This window comes from Citrobacter sp. RHBSTW-00671 (assembly GCF_014103415.1).
Classification (GTDB): domain Bacteria; phylum Pseudomonadota; class Gammaproteobacteria; order Enterobacterales; family Enterobacteriaceae; genus Citrobacter.
Map to the genome: position 1 here is coordinate 1,708,512 of NZ_JABXPR010000001.1, position 16,851 is coordinate 1,725,362.

The 16,851-nt window shown below is 48.2% G+C and carries 14 protein-coding genes; 8 read left to right on the forward strand and 6 right to left on the reverse strand.

The genetic code is table 11. The features are described from left to right. Nucleotides 1-2: 2 nt before the first annotated feature. The 8 genes from HV261_RS08200 to HV261_RS08235 are packed head-to-tail and all read left to right on the forward strand — an operon-like array spanning nucleotide 3 to nucleotide 9,861. A complete protein-coding gene (locus HV261_RS08200; protein WP_202037965.1) occupies nucleotides 3-2,120 on the forward strand; it encodes a GumC family protein in 2,118 nt (705 codons plus the stop codon). Continuing rightward, on the forward strand, nucleotides 2,117-3,328 hold the full coding sequence (locus tag HV261_RS08205; RefSeq protein ID WP_202037966.1) for a lipopolysaccharide biosynthesis protein: 1,212 nt from the start codon (nucleotides 2,117-2,119) through the stop codon (nucleotides 3,326-3,328). The genes HV261_RS08200 and HV261_RS08205 overlap by 4 nt, the downstream gene beginning before the upstream one ends. Then, the gene (locus tag HV261_RS08210; protein ID WP_202037967.1) at nucleotides 3,325-4,710 is read left to right on the forward strand and encodes a capsular biosynthesis protein; all 1,386 of its coding nucleotides are present in this window, start codon (nucleotides 3,325-3,327) and stop codon (nucleotides 4,708-4,710) included. Before HV261_RS08205 ends, HV261_RS08210 begins: the two co-directional genes overlap by 4 nt. Continuing rightward, complete coding sequence (locus HV261_RS08215) at nucleotides 4,700-5,689, forward strand: glycosyltransferase family 2 protein (RefSeq protein WP_202037968.1); 990 nt, start codon at nucleotides 4,700-4,702, stop codon at nucleotides 5,687-5,689. Before HV261_RS08210 ends, HV261_RS08215 begins: the two co-directional genes overlap by 11 nt. 14 nt (nucleotides 5,690-5,703) lie before the next feature. Next, complete coding sequence (locus HV261_RS08220; protein ID WP_202037969.1) at nucleotides 5,704-6,915, forward strand: glycosyltransferase family 4 protein; 1,212 nt, start codon at nucleotides 5,704-5,706, stop codon at nucleotides 6,913-6,915. Between the two features lies 1 nt (nucleotide 6,916). After that, nucleotides 6,917-8,029, forward strand: coding sequence for a glycosyltransferase family 4 protein (locus HV261_RS08225; protein WP_202037970.1), 1,113 nt, complete (start codon nucleotides 6,917-6,919; stop codon nucleotides 8,027-8,029). A 2-nt stretch (nucleotides 8,030-8,031) separates the two neighbouring features. After that, complete coding sequence (locus HV261_RS08230; RefSeq protein ID WP_101742956.1) at nucleotides 8,032-8,439, forward strand: hypothetical protein; 408 nt, start codon at nucleotides 8,032-8,034, stop codon at nucleotides 8,437-8,439. A gap of 30 nt (nucleotides 8,440-8,469) precedes the next feature. Further along, nucleotides 8,470-9,861, forward strand: a complete 1,392-nt coding sequence (locus HV261_RS08235; protein WP_202037971.1) for a DUF4832 domain-containing protein — start codon at nucleotides 8,470-8,472, stop codon at nucleotides 9,859-9,861. A gap of 47 nt (nucleotides 9,862-9,908) precedes the next feature. Here the strand turns inward: HV261_RS08235 and galE are convergent, their stop codons facing one another. The 6 genes from galE to melR all read right to left on the reverse strand — a co-directional run bounded on the left by galE (nucleotide 9,909) and on the right by melR (nucleotide 16,765). Further along, complete coding sequence (gene galE, locus HV261_RS08240; protein WP_202037972.1) at nucleotides 9,909-10,925, reverse strand: UDP-glucose 4-epimerase GalE; 1,017 nt, start codon at nucleotides 10,923-10,925, stop codon at nucleotides 9,909-9,911. Between the two features lie 66 nt (nucleotides 10,926-10,991). After that, nucleotides 10,992-11,930 carry a glucosamine inositolphosphorylceramide transferase family protein gene (locus tag HV261_RS08245; RefSeq protein WP_202037973.1) on the reverse strand — a complete coding sequence of 313 codons (939 nt, stop codon included), beginning with the start codon at nucleotides 11,928-11,930 and terminating at the stop codon, nucleotides 10,992-10,994. Nucleotides 11,931-12,083: 153 nt separating this feature from the next. Continuing rightward, nucleotides 12,084-12,719 carry a carbonic anhydrase gene (locus HV261_RS08250; protein WP_005122990.1) on the reverse strand — a complete coding sequence of 212 codons (636 nt, stop codon included), beginning with the start codon at nucleotides 12,717-12,719 and terminating at the stop codon, nucleotides 12,084-12,086. 155 nt (nucleotides 12,720-12,874) lie between these two features. Next, the gene (locus HV261_RS08255; RefSeq protein ID WP_202037974.1) at nucleotides 12,875-14,047 is read right to left on the reverse strand and encodes a MalY/PatB family protein; all 1,173 of its coding nucleotides are present in this window, start codon (nucleotides 14,045-14,047) and stop codon (nucleotides 12,875-12,877) included. A gap of 124 nt (nucleotides 14,048-14,171) precedes the next feature. Continuing rightward, nucleotides 14,172-15,632, reverse strand: a complete 1,461-nt coding sequence (gene nhaC / locus HV261_RS08260) for a Na+/H+ antiporter NhaC (protein ID WP_202037975.1) — start codon at nucleotides 15,630-15,632, stop codon at nucleotides 14,172-14,174. A 194-nt stretch (nucleotides 15,633-15,826) separates the two neighbouring features. Then, nucleotides 15,827-16,765, reverse strand: a complete 939-nt coding sequence (gene melR, locus HV261_RS08265) for a transcriptional regulator MelR (RefSeq protein ID WP_202037976.1) — start codon at nucleotides 16,763-16,765, stop codon at nucleotides 15,827-15,829. Nucleotides 16,766-16,851: the final 86 nt, after the last annotated feature.

Below are 16,851 nucleotides of genomic sequence, written 5' to 3' on the forward strand. Positions count from 1 at the left end.
CGATGAAACTATCTATAGTGGAAAACGGCAAGCAACGAGAAAACTCCGTCGATTTCTCCCGCTTTGCCAAAGAACTGAAAAAGAACGCCTGGAAAATCGCGCTGGCCGGCATTATTGCCGGGGTGGTGGCGTATCCCTTGATCAGCATGATGTCATCCAAGTATGTCTCGACGGCGACGGTGCTGATTAAGGCACAAGCCGATAACGTTTCGCCGTTTCCTCAGGTGGATGGTTTTGATTCAACGCGGAGTGGTTACTACGAAACGCAATATGCGCTGATGCAGTCGCGCATTATCCTCGAGCAGGCGGTCCGCGATCTGAAGCTGGATGAAAACCCGGATTTTACCGGGGTGAAGCCCGGCTCTGGCAGTGAAGATCAGCAACTGAGGGTTGATCAGGCGCTGAAAACATTGTCGAAAGACCTGAAGGTCATCGGTATCCGTACCACCAATCTGGCCTCTATTTCTTACGAGTCTTCTTCGCCTCAACTTTCCGCTGAGATAGCCAATGGCGTCGCTCAGGCTTTTATCAACTACACGGTAGAACAAAAGCGTCTGAAAGCAGAGCAGGCTCGCAATCTCAACTTTGAAAAAATGGAAGAGATTCAGCAATCGATAGCGAAACAAAAAGAGGAAATGGATAGCTACCTGAAAAACTCTGGGCTGCTGACCTTCCGTGGTATTGATGGCTTTGAAACAGAGCAGTTAAGCATTGTGACCAACCGTCTTGCCGATGCGACCCAACGCCGTGTCGCCGCGGAGTCTGTTTACAATGAAGTCAATAGCCGCGGGAAATCTTCAGGCGATATTATTTCGCTGCCATCAGTTTCTGACCATGCGCAGATTCAGGATTTACGCATTGCGCTGATCCAGGCGCAGCGCACGTTGTCGGAACTGCGCAAAGTGTATGGGCCTAAAAGTGCCAATATTTTAAAAGCAGAAGCCGATGTGCAATCAATCCAAAATCAAACGGGTCGGGTACTGGGTGAGCTAAAACTTGGCTTACGTCAGCAGTATTTGGCCGCGCTGGCTGACGAAAAGAATTACCAGCAGCAGGTTGCTGAGCAAAAAGAGATCTTCCAGAAGATGGCATCAAAACGGGATGCCTATAACAGCCAAAAATTGGCGTTAGATAAAATGGAAGATCTGTATAAGACGCTTTATCAGCGGACTCAGGAATTGTCGCTGTCCGGGGTTAATGCGGATGCGGTGCTGTATGATCCCGCCGTTCCTCCGTTAAAGCCGTCTAAGCCGAATAAATCGCTGCTGCTCGTGATGGTGGTGATGCTGGTTGTGGTATTCAGCATCATGTATTTCATCGTCAAAGCGGCAATGGATAATTCAATCAGCACCCTGAGTCGTCTGAAGAAACGTCTCAATGTCGAGCCATTGGGCGAAATTCGTCGATTTACCGGTACTTCGGGACGCGCACAGGTGCGGGATATGATACTGAAGAACCCGCTGAATGCCGATATCATCCACGGTATTCGTACCCGAATTATGCTGGATAATCGGCCGCTACAGACGATCGCTATTGCTTCGGCGGAGCAGGGTGAAGGGCGTTCCCTGTTGGCGAATCTGTTGGCCAGCTCATTCAGCTTCGATCAGAAAACGTTGCTTATTGATGCAGATTTCTTCAATACCAACGGCCTGTCTTCTGAGCTGGCATCGGCGACGTCTGCCGGAGTGGCGGAACTGTTGCGGGGAGAGGCTCCGCTTGAAAAGGCACGGATTAAGATCGCTGAAAATCTTGATTTCATCCCCCACGGTAAGACGACCATTTCCTCGTTACTGATGCTGTCGTCAGAGCACGTTGAACCCGTGATGCGCGAACTGAAGTCGCAGTATCAACGCATTATTATTGACGTTGCGGCGGTGAATCAAAGTCAGGATATCCAACTGATCAAACGAGCCGTTGATGGGGTTATCTTTATCGTGAAAGCCGGGACCGGTTCTGCGGAGAATATCGCCAGCGCACTGGATAAGATTGAGGATAATCAGGGCGTGGTGATTGGCGCGGTGTTGAATGCGGTCGAGGAAAAAAACCTTGAAACGCAGGAAGGGTTGCGCTCATTGAACTTCAATACCGACCAACTGATGACTACGCCAGGTCGTGTATGAGTTTACTGAAGAGCGCTTCTACGATAGCCAGTTCATCAGTCGTTTCGCAGCTGATTGGTGCGCTGTCTATCTGGTTGATCTCACATAAGTACGATATGGCAGAGGTTGGGCTGTATGCGCTCAACTACAGTATCGCGGTGGTGGGGGCACAGGTGTGTACCTTTGCCTCCCAGCTGTTGATTCCCAAACAGCAGGATGACGAGCTGGCGCAAAATGTGGTGTTCTGTTTACTGCAAAGCGCGCTCATTGCGTTACCGTATGCCGTCCTGACCGCGTGGTTGTTTCACCAGAACATACTGTTTCTCTATTTGCTGACGCTTTCAACGGCGTGGGCGTTAATATCGGAAAACTTATCGCTGCGGACAGCCAACTTTTATTTTCTGATCTTTCAACGTATTTCTGTCTCTGTGGTGGTGGTGCTCTCGGTACTGCTCACGCACCAGGTACAGACATTTTACTGGTCATGGGCCTGCGCCATGATACTGCTGACCACTAGCTGTATTTTACATTCGTTTGATATTCGCTCGGTGACGTCGCAGCATTTGCGCCTGGCAAGTAATTTGCGATTTTTTAAACAGAATATTCATCACATCACTAAAGTCGGTAGCGCTGAGGTGCTGGCAATGGCGAGCAGTAACTTGCCTATTATGCTGATTAACTTCTGGTTTTCGGCGCTGACGGCGGGGTATTTTTCCGTTGTAAGCCGGTTCTGTCTGGCACCGGTAGTGATTATCGGCAACGCGGTACGTAATACCATTTTTTCTAAATGGTCCATCGACTTCAGAAATAACACCTTCAATTATCAGGAGTATACGAAGGTGCGTATGCTGCTGTTAGTGCTGGGGGTTGTCTGTACCTTAGGCGTCTTTATTTTCTATCCCATTGTGATGCGGCTGGGTTTTAGCGAAGACTGGATTAACTCCATTGAGACGTCGCGCTACATGCTGCCCTATTTGTTCCCGGCGCTGGCGATAAGTCCTTTAACGGTGATAGAGCTTATTTTTGGCTCGCACCGCTATTTTCTGCGTATCCAACTTGAGCAGTTGGCGATTGTGCTACTGGCGTTTGTGGTCGTTCCCTATTTTTACCCTGATTACGCGGCATCAGTAATATTGTTCTCTTCACTGACATTTATTCGCTATGCGTTCATTTACCTGAAAATGAACAAGCGGGCCAATCTCCTGAAAAACAAGCCGGTGACGCCATGACACTGAATACCGGGAATTATTTACAGGTCTACACCTTTATAACGCTGATCCTGTGTGGTCTGGTGCAGTATTTCACCGGCATGCAATCCGTGTTGTGGCTCCCGTTTTTCCTGACATTACTGATGGTGGGATTACTGGTGATGCAGACGCGAAACGGGGCGCTGCGTCTGGATGCACAGGAAACCATTATCCTTGCGCTGTATTTTTCCTTTCTGGTGCTGGCGGGAACATCGACCCTGATTCAGGGCGGGGTCACCGTGGCAATTGTGGCCTTCAAAAACGAAATTGCGTTATCGCTGGTGATGGTTTGTTTGCTGTTGGGTTTTTGCCGTGAATCGCAGATATATCGGGTGACACGCTATCTGTACTGGGTATTCTATGCGCAAATCCCGGTGATGATTTATCAGGTTTTGCTGGTTGTTCCTCAGCGTGTGGCTGTGCGCGGGGAAGATGAAAAATGGGACTCCGTGGTAGGCACATTCGGCGGAGACCCAATGGGGGGCGGCAATACGGCGGCGATGGGGTTATTTTGCCTGTTAATTATGTTGCTGAAACTCTCTGAATATAAGCACGGGCTTACGACATTTAAATCCGCAGCGCTGCATATCATCCTTGGAATAGGGTTATGCATCATTGGTGAGGTCAAGTTTGTTATCCTGCTGTCACCGATATTTCTGGCATGGGTGTGGGTATCGCCGAGCTATGTTAAGGATGTCAGTAAGGTAAACCTGAAGACGTTATTCGTCATTGTGGCAGGAATGCTGGTGCTCATCGGCCTGTCGATTATGATACTGGCCTGGTACTATTCTTCCGCTTTTGGCAGCGATCCGACGAAAGGCTCATTAAGCATTTTTATTGATTCATTGAGTTATATCTTTGATCCGAACTACATCATGTCGACCGGAGAGTTGGGGCGTTTCACAACGTTTCTGTTCTGGTTAAAAAATAACGATCTATGGGGACTGTCGGGCACATTATTTGGCTATGGGCTTAATGCCACAAACAGTGGTAGTACGGTCTCCCCTGGGTTTTTGAACATTATTTATAACCTGATTTTAGACTCGACTGCTCTGAGTATGCTGCTGTGGGAAGTTGGCATTATTGGCACGCTGCTGTTTATTGGCTTGTTTATTTATATTCTGAAAGTATGCCAGCCAAAACCAGTATTGATGCTGGAACAGTTGGATAAACAGGATCTGCAGTTGCTGAGCTTTGCGCCAGCATTTAACGCTTTCGCTATCAGTTGTTTAATCAGCTTACCTTACAGCCAGATATTGATGATTACGCCGATGTTACAGTTTTTGTTCTATTTATCGCTGGGGGCGAGCTTAGTGATTCGTCGAACCGTACTTCGCAGTGCAGGGGGATGGCATGGACAATAAGCCATTTATTTCAGTGAGTATTAAGACGCTCAACGAATCTAAAGGTATTGAGAAAACGATCGACAGCATTCGGCGTCAGTTGGTCGGGTATCCGCATAAAATTATTGTGGCTGACAGTCTGTCGACAGATAACACCCAGCAGTTGGCTGCCAATAAGGGCGTCACGGTAGTGTCACTCACCGATCCAGGCGATCGCTGTTGTGGGGTGGGCCATCAGTTGGGCTATCTGTACAGCGAAGGGGAATATTTATTACTGATGGATGGCGATATGGAGCTGGAAGAGGGCTTCATTGACCAGGCTGTTGCCTTTTTGCAGGCAGAACCGGACTATGCCGGGGTGGCCGGTACCGTCGAAATGGATGATGCCGTTAACTATGAATTTAAGTCTCGTAAGCAGCGGATCAATAAAATCTATCCTCTTGGCGATAGCGATCATCTGGGGGGCGGTGGACTGTATCGTCGGTCGGCAATTGAAAAAATTGGTTATCTGACCAACCGTAATTTGCACGCGTATGAAGAGGCTGAGCTGGGTCTGCGTTTAATCGACGCGGGCTTTAAACTGCGGCGTCTGGATATTCCTTACTTCAGCCATACCTCACATACGCTGCCGACGTTTAAGATGCTGGCGCGCCGCTGGTCCAGCGGTTATTACCAGGCTCCGGGTGAGCTTTTGCGTTGTAGTTGGGGGAAACCCTGGTTTTCCCAGTCATTCAACATCGTGAAGAATGAGGCGGTATTTGCGCTCTACCTTATTCTCTTATTTGTTGCGCTGCTCACTTTTAATATCAACGTGTTTGCCGTTGCGCTTCTCCCATTACTGGCATTTGCCTTGTTGAAGATTGTGCAAAACCGCTCGTTAACAGATGGGCTGCAAAGCGTTATTAATTTAATCGTACGCTCCGCGGGGCTGATCAAAGGTATTTTTTATCCGGTACGCGATCCGCTGACTCCGCCCAACAGTAAAATCATTCATGAATAACCGGGGCAGGCGCCATGAAAGTATTATTAGTTAACAAGTTTTTTTTCATCAAAGGCGGCGCGGAAACGGTTTATTTTCAAGAACGCGACATGCTGAAACAGGCTGGTGTCCAGGTCATTGATTTTTCCATGCAGCATGAGAAAAATTTCCCCTCTGATTATGCGGATTATTTCGTCAGCAATGTCGATTACCATCAAGAGAGTAATCTGTTGGGGGGCATCAAAACCGCGGTTAACTTTATTCATAACACCCAGGCCTGCAAAAAAATGCTGGCGCTTTTACAAAAAGAACGCCCTGATATCGTTCACTTTCATAATATTTACCATCAGTTGACGCCGGCGTTGATTAAAGTGGCGCGTAATTTTGGCTGTAAAACGGTGCTGACGGCGCACGACTATAAGATTGTCTGTCCTGCATACTCCATGTTACGTGATGGGAAGGTGTGTGATGCCTGTATCACCGGTACCGTTTTCAATGCCTTCCGCTATCGCTGTCAGGAAGGCTCTGCCTCGAAAAGCTTGCTACTCTCGTTAGAAGCGACCTGGCAATACATTGCCCAAAATTATCAGGCTCTGGATGTGATTGTTTCACCCAGCGTCTTTTTACGCGGCGTGTTACTCCGAACGTTGCCTAAATCGCGAATCGATGTGATCGTCAATGGTGTTGATGATAGCCAGCCCATTGATGAGGTCGTCGATGACGGTTATATACTGTACTTCGGCCGACTGAGCCGTGAAAAGGGTGTGGCAACGTTGCTGGCCGCTCATCAGAAAATGCGTAACCCGGCTCCGCTAAAAATAGTGGGCCACGGTCCGTTGCATGACGAGTTAGTGGCGAAATACCCGGACGCTGAATTTTTAGGTTATGTACAACAAGGGGATGCCCTCAATACGCTCATTAAGCATGCCCGCGTGGTGATCCTCCCCTCTGAATGTTATGAAAACTGCTCAATGGCGGTACTGGAGGCGATGTCTTTCGCGAAACCGGTGATCGGGTCGCGCATTGGCGGGATCCCCGAACAAATACGCGACGGTATTGAAGGGCTTTTATTTGAGCCGGGTAATGCGCAGGAACTGGCGAAGGCGATGGATGCTCTGGTTGATGACCCGGATAAAGCACGCGTTATGGGCTTACGGGGTCGCGCGCGCCTGAGTGAAAAATATGCGCTTAGCAAACATATGGATACCTTACAGGCGCTATATAAAGAACTTCTGAGCAGGCCATAGAATGAGTAAAAAAATAACGGTTTTTGGTACCCGTGGTATTCCGGATGTATTGGGCGGTGTGGAAACCCACTGCCAGAATCTTTATCCGGCGATTAAACAACAGTTTGACGTTGATATTTGTGTTATCGCCCGCTCGCCGTATGTTAGCTACAAACGATCTTCTTATAAGAAAGTTGAGACCTATGCGCTGTGGGCACCTAAAAAACGGTCACTGGAAGCGATTGTGCATTCCGTTTTAGCGGCGTTTAGAACCTGTGTCGACGGTTCTGATATTGTGCATGTCCATGCTATAGGGCCGGGTTTGGTGATCCCATTATTACGCGTGTTAGGTAAGAAGGTGGTTTTTACCCACCACGGGCCTGATTACGATCGTCAAAAATGGGGATTTGTCGCCAAAAAAATATTGCTGCTGGGTGAACGCTGGGCGGTGAGATATGCCAATGAGGTGATAGTGATTTCTGAGGTCATTAACCAACTGATTCAGAAAAAACATGCTCGCTATGATGCGCATTTGATTTTTAATGGCGTCAATAAACCCCGTCCGTTATCAGATCAAACCCTTCATGCCACGCTTTCCCGCTTTGGACTCGAGGCGAAAAACTATTTCGTGGTGGTCGGACGGTTTGTGGAAGAAAAGGGGATGCATGATGCTATCGCTGCGTACAAACAAAGTGGTTTGCAACAGCCGCTAGTGCTCATTGGCGATGCCGATCACCCAACGGAATACAGTATTCGACTCAAGCAGCTTGCCGCTGATACCCCTGGCGTGGTGATGACCGGATTTTTAAGGGGAGATGAACTTCAGGCGGTGTTTTCGCAGGCCAGGCTTTTCGTTATGCCTTCCTACCATGAAGGACTACCGATTGCGCTTCTGGAGGCGATGTCGTATTCCCTCCCGGCGGTGGTGAGCGACATTCCCGCAAATTTGGAAGTGCAGTTGCCGTCTGAGGCCTATTTTCGGGTCGGCTCATTGTCCAGTCTTGCTGATAAATTAACCGCCTGGGCCAACGCAAATAGCATGGACTATCGTGTCTATTTGCAAAATTATGACTGGCAGGAAATTGCCAGAAAAACAGTCAATGTCTATCACTCAATTGATAAAGATATAGGTTAATTTTGACCAGTCCTCAGAATCGCCCCCCCGTCATCGAACGATTTTATGCGCAACTTGATGAGCATATATCGGAGGGACTGACTCCGGAACAAAAAGACGGGATCGAGAAAGCGATCGTCGCCAGCACTCTGGCATCAAGACATCGAATCGATATCCGCAGAAGTTTTCCATTTTTCGGTAAACGCTTTTATCTGGTTTTTTTATTCGGCAGAGACTTACGTCAGCGGCATCGTCAGGAGTCGACCTTATCGACCATGCTGCTCACTTTTTTGTTGCTGCTAGGTACGCTGTTTGTCACCTGCTGCGTATTACTGACGCTATACATGATCAAATCCGCATTGGGTATTGATGTATTCCAACATTTTCACGTGGGTATTTGGGACTGGTGGTTAAGCCTGAAAGACCGCTAGTGTTAACAAACCTGTGGAGGCGTCACTGCGATGAAGTGTAAATGGTTTTCTGCGCTGTTGTGTCTGTTCTGTCCGCTGACGGTACTGGCCGCCTTAACGACCGTAACTCCCAAAGCATTGACGGGCCCACTGACAAACCCAGGTATCGGGGTCGCCAGTTTTCATCAGGGATACGGTGAAACGCTTGGACTGGCGGATTATCCCGACACCGGCTTTGAATATGAGCGCTTTTACTGGCGTGACCTTGAGCCTGTCGAAGGCCAGTACAATTTTGCACTGGTTGATGACGCCTTCAGGTATGCCGCGGCGCATCGACCGGCGATGAACGTCGGACTGCGCTTTATGGCGCTTGCTGAGCCGGAAACCGGTTCACAAATTCCCGACTGGTTGATTAAAAAAGGCGTAAAGGGAACCTGGACGCCGGACAAAAAAACCTTTATCCCTGATTTAGACGATCCTCTATTTATTGAATATAGCCAGCGCCTGCTGAACGCGATGGGTAAGCGCTATGATGGTAACGAGAACCTGGCTTTCGTGGATATCGGCATGGTGGGGGCGTGGGGAGAGTGGCATAACAGCAACTTCCCGATGCTGAAGCCATTGCTGGAGCGCTACACCACGGCGCAGTTAGATCGCTATGTGACGATGCATTTCTCTGCTTTCCCCAACACGCCAAAAATCATGTTGATGAGTGGTGGGCAAAGTCTGGCGAATGCGGTCGCGCGCGGGGCGGGCTGGCGGGCGGACTGCCTGGGCGATCTCCGCGTGTTTTCTGCTTCATGGAATCATATGGCGGATGATTATCCGCAACGGCTGCAGGCCGCACAGAAAAGCTATTCAGGATTTAACGATGCCTGGAAACATGCGCCAGTGAGTTTTGAGATCTGCTCGTACATGCAGGACTGGAAAAATACGTTTCACTATACGCGAGAGGAAGTGCAGGGGATTTTTGACTGGGCGGTGAAGCAGCACACCAGTACGATTAACCTGAAATCGAGAACAGTGCCCCGTGAGTATCGTCCAATTGTCGACGAGGCGCTGACAAAACTGGGCTATCGGTTTCGCTTAGCATCCCTGAGCCATGAGTCAGTCTGGGAAGGTGGACAAGAACTCACCCTGACAAGCACCTGGTATAATGAGGGTAATGCGCCGATTTACCTGCCCTACAGGCTGGCATTTCGTCTGGTTGATGAGGCCAATAAGGTGGTGGCACAAGGGAATGTCCCGGAAGATATACGTCAGTGGCTGCCCGGAGAGCACCCACTAAGTTACCCGATGCCGATGCCCGGGACGCTGCCAAAAGGGAAATATGCTCTTGAAGCGGCGATAGTGGATAAATCCGGTGCGGCAAGAATTAACTTTGCCAATGAAGGGAAGCAGAGCAACGGTTGGTATCGCGTCTCTGCGGTAACGGTGAAGTAACCTGCCGTAGTAAGGAGCCTGGCCATCAGGCTCCTTATCATTGAAAACTAAACGTGATAGCCATCCGGATTGTTTTTTTGCCAGTTCCAGGTGTCGCGTATCATTTCATCCAGGGTGTAGATGGCCTGCCATCCCAACTCGTTTCGTGCTAACGACGGGTCTGACCAACATTCGGCAATATCCCCGGGCCTTCTGCCCACAATCTTATAATTAATTCGGGTTTGCGCCGCTTTCTCGAAGGCTGCGATCAGGTTAAGTACGGAATACCCGATACCGGTACCGAGATTGAAGACTTTGTATGCCGCCCCTTTTTCCTGGCAATCCAGGGCCGCTAAATGGCCAGTTGCCAGATCCATCACATGGATGTAATCACGCACACCGGTGCCGTCGGGGGTTGGATAGTCATTTCCATAGACCGACACGCTTTCCAGCTTGCCAATCGCCACCTGAGAAATATACGGTACCAGGTTATTGGGGATACCATTTGGATCTTCGCCAATCCTGCCCGATGGATGCGCGCCGACTGGGTTAAAGTAGCGTAGGCAGGTGATTCGAAAATCGGGCTGGGCGCGGGAAAAGTCTGCCAGAATTTGCTCGACCATGAATTTTGATGTGCCATACGGATTGGTGGTACCACCGGTTGGCGATTGTTCACTTAATGGAACGCTTTCCGGGTTGCCGTATACCGTGGCGGAAGAGCTGAAAATAAAGTGCTTCACCCCCGCAGCTAACATCTCACGCAGCAAAACCAGCGTGCCGGTGACATTATTGTCATAGTAGGCAAGCGGCTCTTTTATTGATTCTGAAACTGATTTTAATCCAGCAAAATGAATGACATCGGTGATGTTATGGTCAGAGAAAATTGTTTTCAGAACATCGTTGTTCAGCACATCAGCAATATAAACGATGGGCGCTTTGCCGGTCAGTTCCGCAACCCTGTCGAGGGATGTTTGTGAGGAGTTGGAAAGGTTATCGATGACCACAACATCATCACCTCTTTCCAGAAGCGTCAGCACGGTATGTGAGCCAATATAACCAGCACCACCAGTGACTAAAATTGCCATACAGTCTCCAGATATATTTTTTGCAAACTATCATTAATTCATTAATGCCACCGGCATAAATAAACGTTATGGGTGGCGTCGGTTAAGGTAAAAATTCCGATATTTCACCCGGCATTTATAAGATATTTTTTTAAGTATAGAAAACAGGCTGAATTTGCTTATCTTTGTGTCATACACGATGTAGTTATTGGTGAAGTTCAGCGTGTGGACGCCCTCGCTTTGGTTGATGCTGGCATTGATCTGCGCAATCAAACGCTCATCAAAGCTGGATGCGTTAAGCGTGATTAACTCTTTGATATAAACTGACTTTCCGTACGTCTCGGGTGTGCATTCCTGAGTGAGAAAATAGAGTTTATTATCAACGCAGTGTGGTGCGCCAGCGCCCCGGGGGTGTTGATTCGACAGGTTAAGCGTGGGCATTATTTTTTGCCATGGCCCGGTTACATCACTGGCTGTATGGATAACTAACTCATCTTCCATCGTGGTGGATAAAAGATAGAGGTTTTCATGCAACGAAACGACGACGTTATCGGTGAGCGCCTGGTCAGGTACTAATACTTTTACCTGTTTCCAGCGCGTAGGGAACTCTATCGACTGGAATAAGATAACCTCTTTCCTTTCTGAAGACTCCGGGATCATGAAAAGCTGATCGTTGCTGTAAAATAAAAAAGGAAATGATAAATGGCATTTTAGGTTATCAAAACCGTCGAGTTTCACATCCTCAAGCTCAACCAGGTTAGCATCAAGGATACGGCAGCGCAGGATACCTTGCGAATTACGAAAGCTTAATGCTTCATAAAAAACATAAACTTTATTGTCTTTTTCAATAATGAAAGGATCGGCCTGAAAGGTATATTTCTTTTTGAGCTGTTGGGCTCGGGTGCGGTTCAGAATTTCCAGCGTGTTAGTGGGAAAGGTATGCGAACCATTATTTTTCAGGATCATAATATCCCACGACTCATGAAAAAATAACATATTAATCAGTCTGTTATTTTTCGTTCGCATGCGTACCTGCTCCTTTTTATCGCTTAATTTATTGCGGGTTCCACGACGGCCACACTGATGGCTAGTTTAAAAGCTAGTCGCAAGAGGAGTGTTTGTCTACTAACAGAAATCGTAGTGGGAGGGTTGCCAGAGCATCCGTGCTCCAGTACTGATTTACTCGAAATGGACGTGTGGATTATCGGCCAGCGAAACGTAAGTTTTGCTGTTCTTATCCAGAGTACGAATTTCTCCGCTTTCGATGTCGTAGACCCAGCCGTGCAGACGAATCGCGTTGTTACGCAGGCCAACAGCCACGCAAGGATGCGTTTTAATGTTGTTCAACTGGGCAATCACGTTTTCTTCCACCATGGCATTCACTTTATCGATTTCGTTAGCCCAGGTTTTCTTTTCAACCACGGCTTTCGCGGCATCGGCATAGTGCAACCAGTGGGCGACAGCAGGCATCGGATCCAGAGGTTGGCTTTCTGCGATGGCTTTCATCGCGCCGCAGTTGGAGTGACCACAGATAACAATATCCGTCACGCCTAAAGCAACGACCGCGTACTCAATGGTCGCAGACACGCCGCCAGGCTCCGGGCCAAAAGACGGTACGATATTACCGGCGTTACGGATAACGAAAAGCTGTCCTGGCTCTTGCTGCGTCACTAACTCTGGCACCAGTCGGCTGTCAGAACAGGAGATGAAAAGCGCTTTAGGATTCTGGCTGGATGCCAGGCTGCGGAAGAGTTCCTTACGTTGAGGGAAAATCTCTTTTTGGAAGTTGAGGAAGCCCTCAATGATATGTTGCATAGCAGTGTCTCTTTTCTCTGTTTAAGCAGGTTATGATGAAGATCACACTTTCCAGTTTAACACCAGCCGACAGAAGGGAAAGACTTTATAGCAGTTCGGTCACTATCTTTGGGCAATGTTGCCCTGACGAAGCAGGGCAAGCGTCGCGGTCTGCGTTAGGCGTTCTGCCGTTTCTGGTATGCCGCTTTTAGTCTGTTCATCGCCTCTACCAGTACGGCGCGCGGGCAGCCAACGTTCAGACGCATGTGCCCCTCTCCGCCTGGACCATATTGTGACCCCGGTGACAGGCCAAGTCTGGCTTCATGGACAAAAAAATCGCTTAGCTGCGTCTCGCTAAGCGCCATTCTTTCGGCATTCAGAAAGAGCAGATAGGATGCGCCACCATAGACAATCGAGATCAACGGACAGTGCATTTCGATTTCATTTCTAACAAATGCTACATTATCAGCCAGATAAGCCAATAATTCCCGGTGCCAGTCACCGCAATGGGTATAGGCGCTATAAATCGTTGCCTGTTGCAGTGAGTGAGTCTCTGCAAGATAACAGTTATCGAGAAAATGATAGAACCGGTGACGCAGCTCATCATTCTTTATAATAGCTATCCCTCCCTGGATCGCCGCCGTGTTGAAGGTCTTGCTAACAGAGGTCAGTACGATTGACTGACTTCCTACTGCGTCATCGAGGGTAAAAAAGGGCAGGTGTTGCTTACCTGGCAGGGTTAAATCGCTATGCACTTCATCGGAGAGAATGATGACGCCAGCCTGCTGGCAATAGTGGCTGATTTTTTCAAGCGTTTCCCGTGACCACACCATTCCACCAGGATTATGTGGCGAGGGAAAAAGAAACATTTTGCACTGTTTAAGTTTCTCGCTGAAATCTTGCCAGTCAAATTCATAGCAACCGTCTTTTTCAATGAGACGGGTCTGGAGTAAATGCCTGCCGCTGGTTTTCACCAGGTTAGGGTAGGGGTCATATATTGGGGTGCAGGTTAATATATTGTCTCCCGTGCGGGTAAGCGCCAGCAAGGACATGACAATGGTTTTTATAACGCCGGGAACAAAATGCAGCCAGTGCGATTTAAGTTCGGCATTATATTGTTGTGCGTACCACTGGATAACAGACTCTTTCCATTGCGGATAATCCAGGTTATAGCCCTGAACAGGCTGCTCTACTACTGTGCGTAACGTATTCATGATGGGGGCTGGCGTAACAAAGTCCATATCCGCAATCCACAGTGGTAATACATCGCTGGTACCGTACATTTGTTGTAATTGGCCGTATTTACGACAATTAACATCCCTTGTGACAATATCATCAAACAAAGACATTGCTGACTCCTGGAAAGTCTCTGAAAATAGTTTACGCAACGCAAAAAGCGCAGAATGTTTATGTATATCTAATTGATATATTAAATTTACCCTGGTGATAGCTAATATTTAGCTACGTATTAGCCTATGATTTTTGCTCAACCATATGCTCTGTAGCTTCATTTGGTTCATATTTAGCAATACCGATACCCGTTGCCGCCCACAGCAATGCAAAGATGACGCCGCTGTAGCAGAGGATTGCCCATGGCAGGTAATCAAGCGTCGCAACGCCCAGCATAGTGGCGCAATAAACGCCCGAAGCAGACCACGGAATAATAGGTTCGACAACGGTTCCGGCATCTTCGGTGGTTCGCGAAAGGTTCTTCGCGGCCAGTCCACGTTTTTTGTATTCATCTTTAAAGGCATCGCCGCACAATAACAACGGTAAGGTTCCATTGGCGGTACAGGCGCAGATGGTGAACGTCGTAACAATGGTGGTAGCGACCAGGCGGAATGTTGATTGAACCCCTTTTGTCAGCGCGTTAATGACCGTGTGCAGGGAGCCTGTCGCGCTCATGGCGCCAGCAAAACTAAAGGCGCTGAAGACGGTCACAAAGCTGCTGAACATAGAGATTGCACCTCCTCGCTCTAATAAGCGTGAGACATCAGATGACAGTACAGGAATATGATCTCCGGTAAGCATCGCGAGCTTAAAGCCGCTGACCACGGATTCGCCGACCGAAGATGCGCTGAATTGTTGAAAAACCAAAGCCAGAATCATTGATACGATGGTGGACAAAAACAGCATCGGGATAGGCGGTTTTTTCGACAGTGAGCCGTACAAAACGATAATCGGTGGTAGCAACAACAGAAGGTTGAACTGATAAATCTGGCCGATAGCGTTCATTAAATGAGCGATATTTTCTGGTGCACTGGCAGCGGCATCAATGCCCATTCCCATATAGCTATACACCACGCAGCAAATAATGAATCCCGGACCGGTGGTCCACAGCAAATGACCAATATGGGAGTACAGATTTACCCCGGCAGCCAGTGCCGCCATATTGGTTGAATCAGAGACCGGCGAGAGTTTATCGCCAAACCAGCAACCTGAAACAATGGCGCCAGCGGCGATGGGCAGAGAGACATTAAGGCCAATGGCCACACCAATCATGGCAATTCCGACGGTACCAATGGAACCCCATGAGGTGCCGGTACACACTGAAATCAATGCACCCAGCATAAATGCTGAAATATAAAAATACTGGGGGTTAATCCACTTCAAACCATAATAGATCATCATCGGGATGGTACCTGATACCATCCAGGAACCAATCAAAAAACCGATACTGGCGACAATCAGAATGACGGGTAGTGCTTCTGATATTTTATTGCAAATCGATTGCAGAATATCATCCCATGTATAGCCATGAGCAATGGCGATAAATGAAGCGGCTGCCGTGCCCATCAGGATCATCGGTTCAGCGCGAATATTGAATATAAAATATCCGATGCTAATCCCGCCCAGCATGATAAGCATCGGTAATACTGACCAAAAGAAAGAGAGTTTTTTTCTGTCGTGTGAGGTACAGCTATTTTGTTCCATAATTCCATCCCAATCGTTAACGGTTGAACAAGCCAAAGAAATACCTGCTACAGGCCAATCAATAACGGAGTGGCGTAGTTACGTGAGTTGATGATCTAACTCTATTTTATTAACTGTTTCAGGCGATCTGTTCTGGCCTGCTGTTATGATGTTCATATTTCAGCAGTAAAATAAGAGATAGATTTGATAGTCAATTATCCCTCCGCATAAGGTGGATGATTTCGGCGTTGCTGGCTGAGCTTGCGATACTGCTGAGGCGGCATACCGACGTATTTATGAAATGAGCTATAAAATCGACTGCTGGAGCGAAAACCCGCAATCATCGCGATATCCAGAATGGTTTTATCGGTGTCACTGAGTAATGCCCGTACATGGTTGATGCGCATCGCCGTAATATATTGTTTCATCGTCAGTTGCATTACGCGATGAAAGATACCCATCGCATAATTAGGATTAAGTTTGACGTGATCGGCAATGGCCTCGACGGTCAGCAATTTGTCACAGTTGGCGGCAATAAATTCCAGCATCTGGCTGACGTAAAATTGTGAATGCCGCGAAATGCTGTTCTTCTGGGTCCGTACAGTTTTGTTTCCCAATACTGTCCGCCAGCCTGAGAGGCTAAACCGCTTGAGCATCAGAGCGATTTCATCAATGGCTAACTGACGAATCTGTTCGTTATCGCTGTTGAGCTCATTTTGCCAACGTTGAACCTCAAAAGCGCTAAGCTGCTGGGATGCCGACGAGGTAATCACCCTGCCGTGCGTCACGTGATTAATCAGCTCTCTATCCAGCGGCCAGGACAAAAATAAATGCATGGGCAAGTTGAAGATAGCCATTTGCTTACAGTGCCCGGCATTCGTGAGCTGATGAGGGGTACACGCCCAAAACAGTGTGATAAAGCCTTGTTTGCTCTGTACCACTTCGTCATTGAACAGGTACTCAACATCACCATCAAATGGCACATTCACTTCAACCTGGCCATGCCAGTGACTGTATGTCATGGCCAGCGGCTCCCGCAACTCGACATCCATACGCTGATACTCTGAATAGAGTGCCAGTGGGCTACGAGTCTTTTTTTCATAGCTGCGACACATATGGGGGTCATGCGGCAGCTGCGGAATACTTTTAGCCATTACGGGTTGGTTCCTGAAGAGTGAATTTGACCATGAGGTAGCGCCAAAGCATGAACATAGCTTAACCGAAAAAAATCACCGTTTTC

Coding starts and splice junctions, on each gene's coding strand:
- HV261_RS08200 (WP_202037965.1), top strand. CDS start 3: ATGAAACTATCTATAGTGGAAAACGGCAAGCAACGAGAAAACTCCGTC.
- HV261_RS08205 (WP_202037966.1), top strand. CDS start 2,117: ATGAGTTTACTGAAGAGCGCTTCTACGATAGCCAGTTCATCAGTCGTT.
- HV261_RS08210 (WP_202037967.1), top strand. CDS start 3,325: ATGACACTGAATACCGGGAATTATTTACAGGTCTACACCTTTATAACG.
- HV261_RS08215 (WP_202037968.1), top strand. CDS start 4,700: ATGGACAATAAGCCATTTATTTCAGTGAGTATTAAGACGCTCAACGAA.
- HV261_RS08220 (WP_202037969.1), top strand. CDS start 5,704: ATGAAAGTATTATTAGTTAACAAGTTTTTTTTCATCAAAGGCGGCGCG.
- HV261_RS08225 (WP_202037970.1), top strand. CDS start 6,917: ATGAGTAAAAAAATAACGGTTTTTGGTACCCGTGGTATTCCGGATGTA.
- HV261_RS08235 (WP_202037971.1), top strand. CDS start 8,470: ATGAAGTGTAAATGGTTTTCTGCGCTGTTGTGTCTGTTCTGTCCGCTG.
- galE (WP_202037972.1), bottom strand. CDS start 10,925: ATGGCAATTTTAGTCACTGGTGGTGCTGGTTATATTGGCTCACATACC.
- HV261_RS08245 (WP_202037973.1), bottom strand. CDS start 11,930: ATGCGAACGAAAAATAACAGACTGATTAATATGTTATTTTTTCATGAG.
- HV261_RS08250 (WP_005122990.1), bottom strand. CDS start 12,719: ATGCAACATATCATTGAGGGCTTCCTCAACTTCCAAAAAGAGATTTTC.
- HV261_RS08255 (WP_202037974.1), bottom strand. CDS start 14,047: ATGTCTTTGTTTGATGATATTGTCACAAGGGATGTTAATTGTCGTAAA.
- nhaC (WP_202037975.1), bottom strand. CDS start 15,632: ATGGAACAAAATAGCTGTACCTCACACGACAGAAAAAAACTCTCTTTC.
- melR (WP_202037976.1), bottom strand. CDS start 16,765: ATGGCTAAAAGTATTCCGCAGCTGCCGCATGACCCCCATATGTGTCGC.